The sequence below is a fragment of the Curtobacterium sp. MCLR17_043 genome, assembly GCF_003224215.1.
GTDB lineage: Bacteria > Actinomycetota > Actinomycetes > Actinomycetales > Microbacteriaceae > Curtobacterium > Curtobacterium flaccumfaciens.
Map to the genome: position 1 here is coordinate 144,740 of NZ_QKLH01000001.1, position 15,293 is coordinate 160,032.

Below are 15,293 nucleotides of genomic sequence, written 5' to 3' on the forward strand. Positions count from 1 at the left end.
CACCGCGCATGGTGAGCAGAAACGGTCGGGTCCCCACTGCGGACCCGACCATTCCTGCTCACGAAGTGCGCCCGTGGGGCGTGGGGACTACTCCGCGGCGGCCGCGGTCCTGCGGCGGCGCACGACCAGCACACCCGCGCCCGCCGCGAGCAGCAGGAACGCCACCAGCGCACCGGCACCGAGGCCCGCAGCACCCGTGAACGCGAGCTGCCCATCCACGGTGATCGTGATCGGGGTCCACCCGATCAGGCTCCCGTCAGCAGCCGTCACCGCGAGGCGGTGCACGCCGGCCATCGTGTCCGCCGGGATCGTCACCCGCACCGTCCCGTCGGATGAGACCACAGCCGTGCCGATCAGCGTCGGCTCCGAGAACAACCACACGTTGACGCTCTGCCCCGCGGACTGCGTGCCCACCGTCACCGTGATCGTCTGCCCCGCACGAGCCGACGCCGGAGCCGACACCCCACCACGACTCACCTCCGTCAACAGCGACCCCGACGGCGCCACCGGAGCAACCGGCGGAGCCGAGGGACCCGGGGTCGGATCCGCGGTGGGCGTCGCACCCGGGATCGGAACCGGCGTCGGCGTCGGCGTCGGCGTCGTGCCACCGTCACCCGGGGTCGGGGTCGGGGTCGGGGTCGGGGTCGGCTCCGTGCCCGGGTCGGTGTCGCCGCCCTCGCACGGGTACGTCCCCGTGCGGAGCGAGAACCCGTCCGTGTCGTTGTCGTCGGCGTAGAAGGTCGCGCGCTCCCCGTCGGTGCAGACGCCCGAGATCGCGAAGCCCTCGTTGGCGAGCGTGCGGTCAGCGGCCGACGGCGTCTCGTACAGCGTCGACGCGGCGAAGACTCCGTCGGTCACCTCGTACAGCGCGGTCCGACCCGAGCACACCTCGTCGCAGACCACCCAGAGCGCGTCGAGCGTCGGGTCGAACTGCACGTCGGCGACGACGGCGAGCGAGGTCGCGATGGTGGCGACCCGCGCCGAGGATCCGTCGTCCATCAGGGCGTAGGCGTACACACTCGCGGTGCCCTCGACCCCGACGAAGAACAGCCCCTCGCCGTGTCCGGCGTAGCTCGACGGTGCGTAGGCGGCGCCGGTGCGCTCGTCGGCGAAGCCGTGCGCGGTGAGCCAGGTGTCCGGGATCCAGGTGACGCCCTCGAGCCCGGCGTTCGCGCCGAGCCCGGGGAAGTCCGCGGCGAGGTTCCACTCGTCGGTGGCCCGCAGGGTGGCCTCGGAGCCGTCGGTCGTGGCGTAGCGCAGGACCGACGGACGGCTCGTGCTCGACACGTCGTTGTTGCGCTCGGTCGACACGTAGACGGCGCCGGGGTCGTCGCTCGTGACGGTCACGCCCTCGGCGTCCGGGGTGCCCGTGCCGTCGGCGTAGCGCAGGTCGGTGCCAGCGGCGTTCGACGGCGCCCAGCCGCCCGCGCCGTCCGAGGTCAGGTGGTAGAGCAGGCCGTCGCCGTTCTGCACGGCCCAGAGCTGTCCGTCCCGCGAGCTCCCCGAGGTCGTCCAGTCGAGGCCGCTCAGGTCACCGGTGAAGGTGTCCTCGTCGTCGAGCACGGTCTCGTCCGGGCCGCCGGGCCAGGCCTCGGCGGTGACGACGCCGGCGAACCGGTTCGCCGCGCCCTTCGTGGGGGCTGCCGTCTCGGCGAAGTCCCCGGTGCCGTCGGGGTTGCGGCCGTACGTCGCGCTCGCGTGCGCCGTCCACGAGGTCGAGTCGACGACCGCACCGCGGGCGTCGAAGAGCCGCACGGAGTCCGCCTTGCCGAGTCCGAAGCCGAACGCCGCCTCGTCGAGGACGGTGAAGCCCCCGGCCGCGACGGTCGTGCCCGCGGGGATCGTGTACGTGTGGTCGTCCTCGCTGTCGCGCAGCACGTACCCGCCCAGGTCGACGGTGGTGCTGCCGGTGTTGGTCAGCTCCACCCAGTCGCCGGGGGTGCCGTCCTGCGACTCGACCTCGTTGATGCGCACGGGCGAGGAGCAGTCGTTCGCCGTGCCCTTCGTCGAGGCCGTGGTGTCCACGAGCGGCCCGACACCGTCGGCGCAGCGACCGTAGGTGACACCCGCGTGGGTCGTCCAGGCGTACCGGAGCACCAGGTCGCCGGCGGGGTCGTACAGGCGCGCGGTGTCCGCACCGCCGAGCCCGAAGTCGAAGCCGGGGGCGGTCGCGGACAGCTGGTCGACGACGAAGTACCCGCCGGCGGCGATCGTCGAGCCGCCGGGCAGCACGTACGCGTCGTGCGAGTTGTCGGAGTCGAGGAACGCGTACCCGGTCAGGTCGATCGCGGTGCCCGAGGTGTTCTTGAGCTCGACCCAGTCGGTGTCGTCGCCGTTCGACTCGACCTCGTTGACGACGAGGCCGTTCGCCGCGACGGCGCCGACGGCCGGGTCGTCGTCACCGACGGCGGCGAGGGCCGGACTGGCGGTGACGACACCGGCCGCGACGACCAGGGCGGTCGCGACGACTGCGCCGATCCGCATCGCGGGTGGGCGCAGGGCAGGAGCACGCATGTAGGGTCCTTCTCGGGGGAGAGAGCGGGCGGAGACCTGCACGACTGTTCAGCATCCACGCGACCGGCCGGTGGCCGCCGGGTGAACGGGCGGTGTCCCGGGTCGCGACCGGTGCCCTGGACACGCGGCGTGCGGACGGGAGGCGCGGGTCGGGCCCGCACCGCGCCTCCCGTCCGCCCTGCGGTCGCGCTCACCGCATCCGGTGAACAGAAGACGTCGGGTCCGCACGGCGAACCCGACGTCTTCTGCACACGCGTTGCTCGAGGTGTCAGCGCTCGGTGACCTCCGAGAAGTCCGGCGTCCCGTCGGGCAGCGCGGGCAGGGGCGTGCCGTCGACGTAGCGGGGCCAGGCAAGGGCGCGGGAGGCCGACGGACGGGACGCGTAGCGACGCCCGTCGGACGCGACGACCGTCTCGGGCGCGGGGCCGGGGGTGGAGGCGCGAGCGGGAGCGGGCGCAGGAGCGGGCGGCAGCGGCACATCGGGTGCCGGTGCGGGAGCGGCGGGCGTCGGCGTCGCGCTCCACGCCGGCTGCTGCTCGGGCACCGGCCACGTCGCAGACGGCAGCGTGGCTCGCGGACGGAACAGGGCGTTGCTGAGGGGCACCACGACGGTCCCGAGCAGGTCGAGGATCACCACCACCCAGACGAGCCGCCAGTAGCCGCGGGCGTAGTCGACGTCCGGCGCGAGCAGCGGGATCGAGAGCAGCAGTGCGAGCAGGGCGATGACGCCGACGGTGGCCTTCGCGACGACCTGCAGGACGGGCGTCGGGTACCGCCGGTGGATCACGAGGAGCAGGTGGACGTGCAGGAGCGCCACCCGAGCGACGCCGACGAGCCAGATCCAGTGCCAGAAGTGCTCCAGGACGAACCAGATGCCGTCACCGGAGACGCCCGTCGGCACGATCCACACCTTGTACAGACCGGCGACGAGCAGGTACATCGACGTGGCGATGCTCGCGAACGCGAAGATCCCGGACCGCCTGGACGAGACGTCGGCGTCGTACCAGGACAGCAGCGCGAACACGACGACCACGACGATCGTCAGGAGCAGCTGGACCGCGACCATGCCGAAGTCGCCGAGGAGCACCGCGGCGATGCCGACCAGGCCCGCGGCGACGACCGCGCCGATGATCGTCCGGAACACGAGTGGGCGCACCCTCGCCCACCGCGGGTCCATCGTGCCGTCCGTGTCGTTCGCGCTGTCCGTGGTGTCCGTGCTGTCCGTCATGTGTCCCCCGTCGATCCCGCACACCTGGCGGCTGCGTCGGATCGCAGCGTAGCGGGCCGGGGCGGAGTGCTCCGGCCGGGCAGGGCGCCGAGCGACGACGCCGTGCCGTCAGCGCCGGATGAGCAGGGTGCTGGCCCGCGGCGAGAGCGCGGCGTCGAGCACCAGGCAGGCGGCACCCACGGCGGCGACGTCGGCACCGCGGTCGCTCTCCACCACCTGCACGGCGTGCTTCGGCACGAGCAGCGGCGACCCGACGATGGCGGTCCGCGCGGCCGGCAGGGCAGCACTCGCGATGCGCGACCAGAACGGGCCGCCGAACACCACGCGGTCGATGTCGAGCAGGTTCACGATGAGGACGACGGCGTTGCCCATGACGGTGCCGGCCTCGGCCGCGAGCGTGACGGCGGTGTCGTCCCCGTCGGCGATCGCCACGGCGAGCTCGTCCCACGCGGCGTTCACGGCGTCGACCGAGTCGACATCCGCGTCTGCGCCAGCCTCCGTGACCGCGACACCGCCCGACAACGCGAGCCCCCGCGACCGCGCAATCCGCACCAGCCGGTCCGGCGCGACGGCTGCACCGACCTCGCCGCGCGTACCCGAGCCGTCCGGGGTGCCCGCGAGCGACCCCTGGTCGACCATGATGTGCCCGGCGTCACCCGCGTTCGACCCCACCCCGCGCACGGGTTCGTGGTCGACGACGAGCCCGACGCCGAACCCGGTGCCGAAGTACACGAACGCGAAGTTCCGGGCCGAGGACTCCCCCGCCAGGAACATCTCGCCGACCGCGGCTGCCGTGACGTCCTTCTCGAGCAGGACCGGGTAGCCGGTGGCCTCGGCGAGCGCATCGCGCAGGGGCACGTCCCGCCACCGGGGCAGGAACGGCGGGTCGACCACGATGCCGGCCTCGACGTCGATGGGTCCGGGGCTCGCGATCCCGACGCCGAGCACGCTGTCGACGGCCACCCCGGCGTCGGCGACGAGCCCGTCGACGGCCGAGGCGATGGTGCGCACCACCTCGGACGGGTCGTCGGCGGTGGGGGTCGAGGTCGTGGACGCGGCGACGACGGTGCCGGCGAGGTCGAGCAGCACGTAGGTGACGACGGCCGGGTCGACGTGCACGCCGACCGCGTACCGGCTGCCCGGTTCGAGCCGCAGGATGGTGCGGGGCTTGCCGCGGCCGGACACGACGGTGCCGGACTCGACGATCATGCCGGCCTCGATCAGGAACCGGGTGACGTTCGACACGGTCTGCGCGCTCAGGCCGGTGCGGGCGGCGAGTTCGACGCGGCTCAGGCCGTCGGGCGAGCGGCGGACGGCGTCCAGGACCACGGTGCGGTTGAACCCGCCGATCGACGGGAGGTTCGCTCCGCGTCGATGCTCTGCCATGCCGCGACCATACCGCGGCAACGGTGCGGTCTCGGTCTGCCGTCGTCACTGGCTTCCGCAGGGCCTGCACCGTTAGCCTGGCCGCATGTCCGACCTGCGCCTGGAAGAACTCTCCGCGAAGACCGCTGCCGCGGCCAACTCCCTGACGCTCAAGCCGGGCCAGGAACAGTTCGTGCAGCCGACCACCTACGGGGTCGCCGAGTCCGACGTCAAGCCGAGCTCCGCGTGGACCCGTGTCGTCCTCGACGACGACGAGGTCCTCGGCCTGATCATCGGTTCGTTCGACGCCGACAACGCGCAGGAAGAGCTGCGCAGCTGCATCTGGCGCGTCAACGTGGCGGCGAGCGCACAGGGCCGGGGCGTCGGTCGCTTCGCCGTGCACGGTCTGGCGGACGAGGCACGCAGCCGCGGGTTCGAGCGACTGACGGTCGTGTACGAGCCGGGCGGCGACGACAGCCCCGAGGCGTTCTTCCGCGCCGTGGGCTTCGAGGTCGTGCGCGAGACCCAGTACGGCGACCACTTCGCGGTCCTGACGCTCTAGCGTTCCCCGACGACGTACGCTCCGACGACGTGCCCTCCGACGCCGTACCGTCCGACGATGCCGCCGTCGTCGACTTCGGCGCCGCCGTCGCCGAGGTGGTGCGGATGATCCCGCCGGGTCACGTCATGACGTACGGCGACGTCGCCGCAGCCCTCGGGTCGCGGGCGTCGCGTGCCGTCGGCAAGGTGATGGCGCACGAGGGCGCCGACCTGCCGTGGTGGCGCGTGGTGCGCGCGGGTGGGCACCCGCCGCTGCACCACGAGGCCCGGGCGCTCGAGCACTACCGCGTCGAGGGGACGCCGCTCGTGCAGGGGACGACGGCCTGGAGGCTCGACATGCGTCGTGCGCGCTGGTCACCCGCCACGGACGCGGACGACCCGTTCTGATCCCCGGCCGCGCAGGCCGGCCCGCCAGGGTGCACCGCCAGGGTCCACCGTCAGCGGTCGAAGCGCGCACCCTTCGGGTTCGCGGGCAGCAGGCACAGCACGTACACGATGAGCGAGCCGAGGCCCGGCAGCACGTGCAGGAACTGCCAGAAGCCGGACAGGTTGGCGTCGTGCAGCCGTCGGGCGCCGAGGGCGAGCGACCCGATGAGCGTCGCGAGCACCCACAGCATGAACAGGTACGAGCCGACCGGGTTCTCGAGCACCGGGGTGTCCGGCGTGAACACCTGCGGCACGAGCTGCAGCACGAGCCCGATCGCGAACGACGTCAGCCACCACCACCAGAACTCGGCGCGCGATGCCCGTCCGGTGAACACGGTGTACTTCCGCCAGAACCGTCGGACGGCCTCGGTGAAGGGGGCACCGTAGAAGGGGTCGTGCAGGGCGACGCCGCCGGGCTGCACCACGCTGTCGTTGCTCATGGAGCAAGCCAACCACGTGGTGCAGCCCGACCGGGGCCTAGACGAGCGAGTCGCGCCAGGCCGCGTGCAGCTGGGCGAACCGCCCGGTGCCGGCGATGAGGTCGGCGGGGGTGCCGTCCTCGACGATCCGGCCGTGTTCCATCACGAGCACCCGGTGGGCGATCGCGACGGTGGACAGTCGGTGCGCGATGATCACTGCGGTGCGGTCGGCGAGCAGGGTCTCCAGGCCCTCCTGCACGAGTCGCTCCGAGGGGATGTCGAGCGACGCCGTGGCCTCGTCGAGGATGAGCACCTTCGGGTCCGCGATGAACGCCCGCGCGAACGAGAGCAGCTGCCGCTGACCCGCCGAGACACGACCGCCGCGCTTGTTCACGTCGGTGTCGTACCCGTCGGGCAGCGCCATGATGAACTCGTGCGCGCCGACGGCCTTGGCGCTCGCCTCGATCTCCTCACGAGACGCACCGGGCTTGCCGAGCGCGATGTTGTCCGCGACGGTGCCGGAGAACAGGTAGGCCTCCTGCGTGACCATGACGATCGCGCGGCGCATGTCCTTCGTGTCGAGGTCGCGCAGGTCCACACCGTCGAGCTTGACCGATCCCTGGGTCGGGTCGTAGAAGCGCGCCATGAGCTTGGCGAGCGTCGACTTGCCGGCACCGGTGGACCCGACGAGGGCGATGGTCTGCCCCGACGGGATGTGCAGGTCGAACTCCGGCAGCACGACCTTGCCCTTGTTGTAGGCGAAGACGACGTCGTCGAAGTCCATCTTCCCGGTGGCGTCCGCCAGACGGGTGGGCTTCACGGGGTCCGGCACGCTCGGCCGTTCCTCGAGGACACCCGAGATCTTCTCCATCGCCGCCGAGGCCGACTGGTACCCGTTGTAGAACATCGCGAGTTCCTGCGCCGGGTCGAAGAAGCGCTTGGCGTACAGCGCGACCGCGAGCAGCGCACCGACCTCGAGCGTCCCGCCGACGATCCGGAAGCCTCCGACGATGACGACCGCGGCGAGCGTGGCGTTGCCGATGAGCACGAGCACGGGGTCGAAGGTCCCGAACAGGTTGAACACCTTCGTGTTCGCCACCCGGTAGTCCTCGACGTAGCCGCCGTACTCGTCACGGTTGCGGGACTCCTTGCGGAACGCCTGCACCGCCCGGATGCCCGTCATCGTCTCGACGAAGTGCACGATGACGCGCGCCGAGGTGACACGGGTGGAGCGGAACAGCGTCTGCGAGTTCGTCTGGAACCAGCGGATCAGGAACCAGAGCGGCACGAGCGACACCGCGAGCACGAGCCCGGACGTCGGGTCGAGCAGCACCAGGGCCACGGCGGTGAACGCCATGTACAGCACGCCCTGGATGAGCTGGTTCAGCCCGGAGTCGAGCAGCTCGCGGATCGAGTCGAGGTCACTCGTCTGGCGCGAGATGATCCGGCCTGACGTGTAGGTCTCGTGGAACTCGAGCGAGAGTCGCTGCGTGTGCAGGAACACCCGCTTGCGCAGGTCGAACAGGATCGCCTGGCTGATCCGTGCCGCGAGCACCGTGTACCAGGCCGTGAGCACCGCACCGAGGACGGCCACGACGATGTACGTCGCGACGACGCCGAACGCCGGCACCCAGTCGTTCTGGTCCATCACCGCGGGCAGGGCGTTGTCGATGCCCCACGCGATGAGCGCCGGACCCGCGACGGTGCCGGCTGTCGAGACCACGACCACGATCCCGAGCAACACCAGCCGGAGCTTCAGCGGTGCGGCGAGGGACCCGAGCAGGGCGAGGGACCGGCGCCGCAGGCGCTTGCTCTCGGCCTTCGTGAAGTCCTCACGCTCCTCGCCGCGCACGCCCATGGTGGTGATCGAGGCGGTGACGGGGGCGGCAGCCTGCTCGTCCGGAGCTTCCTGCGGGACGGACGCCGTTCCTCCCGGCAGGTTCTGGTCGGTCTGCTGGCTCATGCCATCGCCTCCTGTCGTGCGGTCGCGTCGTCGTCGTCGAGCGACGAGATGACGTAGCGGTAGTGCTCGTTGGTGGCCATCAGGTCGTGGTGGGTCCCGACGGCCGTGACGACGCCGTTCTCCATCAGGGCGACCCGGTCGGCCAGCGTCACCGTCGACGGACGGTGCGCCACGATGAGCGACGTGGTGTCGGCGAGCACGCGTCGCAGGCCCGCCTCGACCCGTGCCTCGGTGTCGACGTCGAGCGCCGACAGCGGGTCGTCGAGCACCAGCACCGACGGCCGTGCGGCGATCGCGCGGGCGAGCGCCAGGCGCTGGCGCTGCCCACCGGACAGCGACAGCCCCTCTTCACCGACCCGGGTGTCGACGCCGTCGGGCAGGTCGTCCACGAAGGACGCCTGCGCGATGTCGAGCGCCTCGCGCATGAGCGCCTCGGCCTCGGCACCCTGCACGTCCGGTCGACCGAGCAGCACGTTCTCACGCACGGTCGACGAGAACAGGGTGGCGTCCTCGAAGGCGACGCCGACGTGCCGGCGCAGCTCTTCGCGGGTGAGGTCGCGGATGTCGACCCCGTCGATCGTCACCGAACCGCCGGTCACGTCGTACAGGCGCGGCACGAGCGAGAGCAGCGTCGTCTTGCCGCAGCCGGTGAGCCCGACGAGCGCCATGGTCTCGCCCGGCTGCAGCTGCAGTTCGACGCCGTTGATCAGGTCCGGGTACTGCGGTGCGGAGTCCTGGTACCGGAAGTGCACGCCGTTGAACGACAGCGCACCGTGCGGCTCCGCGATCGTCTTCGGGTGCTCCGGGTCCGTGATGGTGTTCTCGGAGTCCATGACCTCGAAGAAGCGGTCGACCGCCGTGCGCGTGTCGAACGTCATCGAGAGCAGGAAGCCGATCGACTCGATCGGGAACCGCAGCACCGTCGCCGTCGCGAAGAACGCGAACAGCTGGCCGACGCTGAGCTGCCCCTGCGACGCCAGCCAGATGCCGGCGAGCAGGCACAGCGCGAACGCGACGTCCGGCACGAGCAGCAGCCACAGCCAGATGCCCGCGATGGCCTTCGCCTTCTTGATCTCGGTGCCGCGCAGGGCCTCGGCCTGCTCGCTGAACTCCTCGAGCTTGGCGCCGCCGCGACCGAACGCCTTGAGCACGCGGATGCCGTGCACCGACTGCTCGACGCTCGTGGCGAGGTCACCGACCTGGTCCTGGCTGCGTCGCGCGACGGCGGAGTACCGGCGCTCGAACAGCAGACCGTTGATCCACAGCGGGATCGAGGCGATCAGGAAGATCAGCCCGAGGATCCAGCCGAAGGTGAACAGCACGACGAAGCCGACGACGATCGTCACGATGTTCACGACGAGCAGGACGACCCCGAAGGCCAGCCATCGCCGGATCAGCGACAGGTCCGACACGGAGCGGGACAGCAGCTGCCCGGACTCCCAGCGGTCGTGGAACGCGACCGGCAGGTCCTGCAGCTTCGCGTAGAGCGAGTTGCGCATGCTGGTCTCGATGCGGGTCGAGGGGCGCATCACCAGCCGGCGGCGCGAGGCGATGAAGAACGCCTCGAGCACACCGAGGGCGAGCACCCCGAGCCCGGCGGGCCAGATCTGTGCCGAGTCGCGCGACGACAGCGGACCGTCGACGAGCCACTGCAGCACGTAGGGGATTGCGAGCGCCACCAGGGAGGCTCCCATCGCTGCGGCCATGCCGCCGATGAGGCGCCCCTGGTAGGGCTTCACGTAGGGGTAGATCCGCGCGATCGCGCGGAAGGTGGACGGGCGCGCCGTGGTGGGCGACTTGGACATGCGTTGCGTCCTCATGCGTCTGCCGGGTCCCCGGGTCGCGCTGCGCGGTGCTTGCTCGCTGCTTGCTTGCTGCTTGCTTGCTTGCTTGCTTGCTTGCTTGCTTGCTTGCTTGCTTGCTGCTTGCTGCTTGCTGCTTGCTGCTTGCTTGCTCGCGTCGCGCGGCTTCGGCCTGGAGGCTCGGTGTGGCGTTGCGTGGTGATCATCGGCCGGGCGCGTGGTCGCGTCTCCGCCGTCACTCGCGTGACGTCGGTCGGGCCGGAGGCACCGAGGGACAGTCGTCCCCCGGGTTCAGGCGGGTGGTTCGCGGACGCCGGTGGTGCTGCGTCGCGGGGCCGTGGGAACGGCCCGACTAGACGGCGGCCGCGGCGCGGGGCCGCGGTGCGATCAGGGATCGCCGTGCGGGAGTGGTCCCCACGACGGACACGAGACCTGCACGGGCGGCCGTCGCCACGGTTCCGGTCATGTTGTCCATCGTCACTCCAGTCGTCGTCTTCGTCACCGTTGTGTCCGCGGTGCCGCCGGTCCCGAGGGATCGTCGGCTGCCTGCCGCGGAGCCTTACAGACTATTCACAGTGACTCACGGCGCGCAATGGTTCGCCACCGATTGTTCACATCAGTGGAAGAAGTGGCGCTCGCTCGTGAAGTACATCGTGACGCCGGCGGCCTTCGCCGCGGCGATGACCTCGTCGTCGCGGACGCTGCCACCGGGCTGCGCCACCGCACGGACACCGGCGTCGAGCAGCACCTGCAGGCCGTCGGCGAACGGGAAAAACGCGTCCGACGCCGCGACACTGCCGGTCGCTCGGTCACCGGCACGGTTCACCGCGAGGTGGCAGGAGTCGACCCGGTTGACCTGGCCCATGCCGACACCGACGCTCGCGCCCTGGTTCGCCAGCAGGATGGCGTTCGACTTCACCGAACGGCTCGCACGCCACGCGAAGGCCAGGTCGGCGAGGGTCTGCTCGTCGGCGGGCTCGCCGGCGACGAGGGTCCAGGTGGCCTGGTCGAAGCCCGTGAAGCGGTCGGCGTCCTGCACCAGGAAGCCGCCGGAGATCTGCTTGACCTCGCGGTCGGCGAGCGCGAAGTCGGCCGGCAGCGTGAGCAGGCGGATGTTCTTCTTGCGCGACAGGATCTCGAGCGCCTCGGGGTCGAACCCGGGGGCGACGACGACCTCGGTGAAGATGTCCTTCACGGTCTCGGCCATGGCCACGGTGACCGGGCGGTTCGCGGCGATGACCCCACCGAACGCCGAGAGCGGGTCGCAGGCGTGCGCGGCGGCGTGGGCCGAGGCGATCGGGTCGGCGGCGTCGGCCGGGGCGATCGCGATGCCGCACGGGTTGGCGTGCTTGATGATCGCGACGGCGGGCTCGTCGAAGTCGAAGGCCGCACGGACCGCTGCGTCGGCGTCGACGTAGTTGTTGTACGACATCTCCTTGCCGTGCAACTGCGTCGCCTGTGCGATGCCGGTGCCGTCCGACGTCGTGTAGAGCGCCGCGGCCTGGTGGGCGTTCTCGCCGTAGCGCAGGGTCGCCGACAGCTCGGCCTCGACCGCCAGGTGCTCGTCGAACGCACCGGGGGTCCGGATGTCGCCGGCGGTCGTCGGGGCCGCGGCGGCGGTGACGACGTCGCTCGCGAAGTAGGACGCCACCGCGGTGTCGTAGGCGGCGGTGTGCGCGAAGGCCTGGGCGGCGAGGCGCTTCCGGAGCTCGAGCGTGGTGCCGCCGGCACGGACGGCCTCGACGACCTCGGGGTAGGACGCCGGGGAGACGACGATCGCCACGTTCGGGTGGTTCTTCGCCGAGGCACGGACCATCGCGGGGCCGCCGATGTCGACGTTCTCGACCACGGTCGCGGTGTCGGCACCCGACGCGACGGTCTCGACGAACGGGTAGAGGTTCACGACGACGAGCTCGAACGGCGCGATGTCGAGGTCGGCGAGCTGCTGCTCGTGCGACTCGAGCCGCAGGTCGGCGAGCAGGCCGGCGTGCACCGACGGGTGCAGCGTCTTCACGCGACCGTCGAGGGACTCGGGGAACCCGGTGACGCTCGCGACGTCGGTGACGGCGTAGCCCGCGTCACGGATGGTCTGCGCGGTGGAGCCGGTCGACACGATCTCGACCCCGGAGTCGGCCAGGGCGCCGGCGAGCTCGAGCAGGCCGGACTTGTCGCTCACCGAGACGAGTGCACGGCGGACCGGGACCACGTCACGGTCGCGGTAGAGGCTGGGGTCGGCTGCGTGCACGCTCATGCGGTCGGGGTGCCCTTCAGGTCGGTGGTGCCGTTGGCGATGTCGAGGATGGTCTGGATGAGCAGGCGGCGCTCGACCGGCTTGATGCGGTCGTGCAGCGTCGACTCGGTGTCGCCCGGCAGCACCGGGATGCGCTCCTGGGCCAGGATCGGCCCCGTGTCGACGCCGTCGTCGACCGCGATGACGCTCGCACCGGTCTCGGTGACCCCGGCGGCCAGGGCGTCCCGCACGCCGTGGGCGCCGGGGAACTCGGGCAGGTACGCCGGGTGGGTGTTGATGATCCCCGGGGCGAACTCGGACACCACGGCCGGGGGCAGCAGGCGCATCAGGCCGGAGAGCACCAGCAGGTCGGGCGACCACGGGCGGATCTGCTCCGCCAGGGCCTGGCCCCACTCGGCGCGGGAGTCGTAGCGGGTGAACGGCACCGTGAAGGTCGGGATCGAGAACTCCTCGCCCAGGCCGAGACCCTCGGCATCACGGTCGGCACCGATGGCGACGACACGGGCGGGGTACTCGGCGTCGAAGGTCTCTTCGAGCAGGGCTCGGAGGTTCGACCCGGTACCGGAGATCAGGACGACCAGTTCGAGCACGGCACCAACCCTACCGGCAGGCACGGACCCGACGGGCGCTGTTACCGGTCGTCCTTCGGCTGCCGCCACCAGGGCAGCTCGTCCTCGGGGATCTGGTCGGTGACGTCCCACTTCGCCGGGCGGGACGGCTCCGCCGGCTTCGAGGCGGGCGCTCGGGTGCCGGGCTCGACGTCCACGCGGTCCGCCTCGGCCGTTTCGTCCACGTCGTCGCGGCCGGCCACGAACTCCTCGGTGCTCCACGGGAACGCGGGCTGGGCGTCGGTCGGCACCGGGGTGGGTGCGGGTGTGGACGCGGCTGCGGGGGCTGCGGGCCGCTCGGGGCCGGGCTGCTCCGGCTCGGCGTCGGAGCCGGTCACGCGCTCGCGGAGTGCACCGGCTCGTCCCCGGACCCCTTCGGCCGCACCGGCCAGGCGGTCGCGGAGGCCACCCAGGGCTGCTCGTCCGGCACCGCGGCGCTCCGGTTCGGGCTCAGCGGCCAGGCGGTCGGCGGCCACCGCATCGGTCTTCGCCCAGTCGGGGAGCTCGACGTCGTGGTCGGTGTCGCCGGCACGCGGTGCGACGGGCGCGGGTGCGGAGGCGGGCTCGCTGCCGATCGGCTCGCTGCTGACCGGCTCGGTCACGTGTTCGGTCGTCGCACGGGGCCGTGCAGCGGTCGACCCGTCGTGGGACTCCTCGACCACGAAGCGGTGCACGTCGGTGGTGCGCCCGGCACCGGCCTGGTCGAGCGCGGCGAGCAGGGACCCCTCGCCGACGTCGACCCCGGCGCGCGCCGCGTCGGGGGCATCGTCGGGTTCGTCGGCCTCGGTCCAGCGCTCTCGCGTCCATCCGCGGTCCGGCAGCCGGACCAGGTCACTGCCCGCGGCGAGGGCGATGATCGCCGGCAGGCCGATCTCGAGTGCGGCGAACCCGCCGACCGCGAGGGCGTGCGGACCGACGTCGGCCAGGCGCCCGGGGCCGAACGAACCGGAGGACACCCAGGCGATGAGCCCCGTGAGCACCCCGGCCACGAGTCCCGCGACGACACCGCCGATCGCACGGTGCAGCGCGGAGTCGGCGGCGCCCAGGGCCCGCACCAACCGCGGCCGCATCGAGCCGCCGATCGCGAACCCGGCGATGACCGGCACGAGGATCCAGACGAGCCCGAAGGTGTGACCAGAGGTCGGCAGCGCGCCGAAGACCGGCAGCCCGGGGATCGGGCCCAGGGTCGTGGCGATCGGGGACACGCTCGACCCGGTGCCGATGGCGAACCCGGGGCCGATCAGCCACGAGGTCGCCCACCCGACGAAGTCCGGCAGGAACGCGAGCTGCCCGACGGTGAGTGCGACGCCGCCGATGACCCCGGCGTGCGACTGTTCGTACAGGGTGATGACCTCGGCGAACGAGGTGAAGAGGAGCAGACCGACCAGCACCGCGGCAACCCCGACGACCACGGCGGTCGCGGCGGTCCCGGCGCGCAGGCCGAACCCGGCGACGGACCGCCAGACGGCGGGGATGCGGTCGACCAGGTCGATGACCCGCTGGGTGCCGGCGTCGGCGGGCAGGTCACGCCGACGCCGGCAGACCTCGGAGGCGGCGAGTGCGGGGATCCCGAACCAGAGCGCCGGCAGCACCACGGCCTGCCAGAGCGTGGGGCGGGTGGCAGCCGAGGTCGACGACAGTGCGACGGCCAGACCGAGGAGCGCAACGACGGCGGTCCCGACCAGCAGCCCGGTGGTGCGGTGCTCGGTCTCCGCGAACCGACGTCCGGCGCGGGCGCCGAGCCAGGCCGTCACGACCGCGAACCCGAGGGCCGCCAGGGTCACGTGGATGGGGTCGGCTGCGCCGCTGACCCCGGTGCTCTTGGCGAGTGCGGACCCGAGCAGGAACGAGACGTCGACGCCGTGCCCGACCAGCCAGACGCTGCCGGTGGCCTTCCAGAACACGTCCCAGTCGACCTGCAGGCCGTACTCGAACCCCCAGAGCAGCGTCAGGGGCACGAGGGCGATCCCGATGCCGACGCCGACCGTCACGACCGCCTCGATCGCGGCGAGCAGAGCGGTTCCCAGGCGGTTCATCGCAGCGAGGATACGTGCCCCTCGCGCGGCCGCCCCGGAGCCGCGCGGCTGCCGACGCAAAACACCGGTGTTCGCAGGACGAACACGCGCAGGACGCGGTTCAACCGACGAACACCGGTG

At 71.9% G+C, this 15,293-nt stretch carries 11 protein-coding genes; 2 read left to right on the forward strand and 9 right to left on the reverse strand.

Features of this window, described 5'->3' with window-relative positions; genetic code table 11:
• Positions 1–87: 87 nt before the first annotated feature.
• The 3 genes from DEJ03_RS00735 to DEJ03_RS00745 form a co-directional block, all read right to left on the reverse strand.
• Positions 88–2,514, reverse strand: coding sequence for a lamin tail domain-containing protein (locus tag DEJ03_RS00735; RefSeq protein WP_110863159.1), 2,427 nt, complete (start codon positions 2,512–2,514; stop codon positions 88–90).
• 268 nt (positions 2,515–2,782) lie between these two features.
• On the reverse strand, positions 2,783–3,742 hold the full coding sequence (locus tag DEJ03_RS17780; RefSeq protein WP_111099524.1) for a hypothetical protein: 960 nt from the start codon (positions 3,740–3,742) through the stop codon (positions 2,783–2,785).
• A gap of 108 nt (positions 3,743–3,850) precedes the next feature.
• Positions 3,851–5,128, reverse strand: a complete 1,278-nt coding sequence (locus DEJ03_RS00745; RefSeq protein WP_110863160.1) for an ROK family transcriptional regulator — start codon at positions 5,126–5,128, stop codon at positions 3,851–3,853.
• A gap of 85 nt (positions 5,129–5,213) precedes the next feature.
• Between DEJ03_RS00745 and DEJ03_RS00750 the strand changes: the two genes are divergently transcribed.
• Together DEJ03_RS00750 and DEJ03_RS00755 are read left to right on the forward strand one after the other, a co-directional pair.
• Entirely contained in the window at positions 5,214–5,669 is a 456-nt protein-coding gene (locus tag DEJ03_RS00750; protein ID WP_027466669.1) for a GNAT family N-acetyltransferase, read from the forward strand.
• Between the two features lie 29 nt (positions 5,670–5,698).
• Positions 5,699–6,055, forward strand: a complete 357-nt coding sequence (locus tag DEJ03_RS00755; protein WP_110863161.1) for an MGMT family protein — start codon at positions 5,699–5,701, stop codon at positions 6,053–6,055.
• A gap of 50 nt (positions 6,056–6,105) precedes the next feature.
• Here DEJ03_RS00755 and DEJ03_RS00760 read toward each other — a convergent pair whose 3' ends face one another.
• The 6 genes from DEJ03_RS00760 to DEJ03_RS00790 all read right to left on the reverse strand — a co-directional run bounded on the left by DEJ03_RS00760 (position 6,106) and on the right by DEJ03_RS00790 (position 15,173).
• A complete protein-coding gene (locus DEJ03_RS00760) occupies positions 6,106–6,534 on the reverse strand; it encodes a DUF805 domain-containing protein (protein WP_110863162.1) in 429 nt (142 codons plus the stop codon).
• A gap of 37 nt (positions 6,535–6,571) precedes the next feature.
• Complete coding sequence (locus DEJ03_RS00765) at positions 6,572–8,371, reverse strand: ABC transporter ATP-binding protein (protein ID WP_110863292.1); 1,800 nt, start codon at positions 8,369–8,371, stop codon at positions 6,572–6,574.
• A gap of 101 nt (positions 8,372–8,472) precedes the next feature.
• A complete protein-coding gene (locus DEJ03_RS00770) occupies positions 8,473–10,281 on the reverse strand; it encodes an ABC transporter ATP-binding protein (protein WP_027466673.1) in 1,809 nt (602 codons plus the stop codon).
• Between the two features lie 613 nt (positions 10,282–10,894).
• Positions 10,895–12,529 carry a bifunctional phosphoribosylaminoimidazolecarboxamide formyltransferase/IMP cyclohydrolase gene (gene purH, locus DEJ03_RS00780; protein WP_110863164.1) on the reverse strand — a complete coding sequence of 545 codons (1,635 nt, stop codon included), beginning with the start codon at positions 12,527–12,529 and terminating at the stop codon, positions 10,895–10,897.
• On the reverse strand, positions 12,526–13,119 hold the full coding sequence (gene purN / locus DEJ03_RS00785; RefSeq protein WP_110863165.1) for a phosphoribosylglycinamide formyltransferase: 594 nt from the start codon (positions 13,117–13,119) through the stop codon (positions 12,526–12,528). The genes purH and purN overlap by 4 nt, the downstream gene beginning before the upstream one ends.
• A 41-nt stretch (positions 13,120–13,160) precedes the next feature.
• Positions 13,161–15,173, reverse strand: coding sequence for a DUF6350 family protein (locus tag DEJ03_RS00790; protein WP_110863166.1), 2,013 nt, complete (start codon positions 15,171–15,173; stop codon positions 13,161–13,163).
• Positions 15,174–15,293 lie beyond the last annotated feature (120 nt).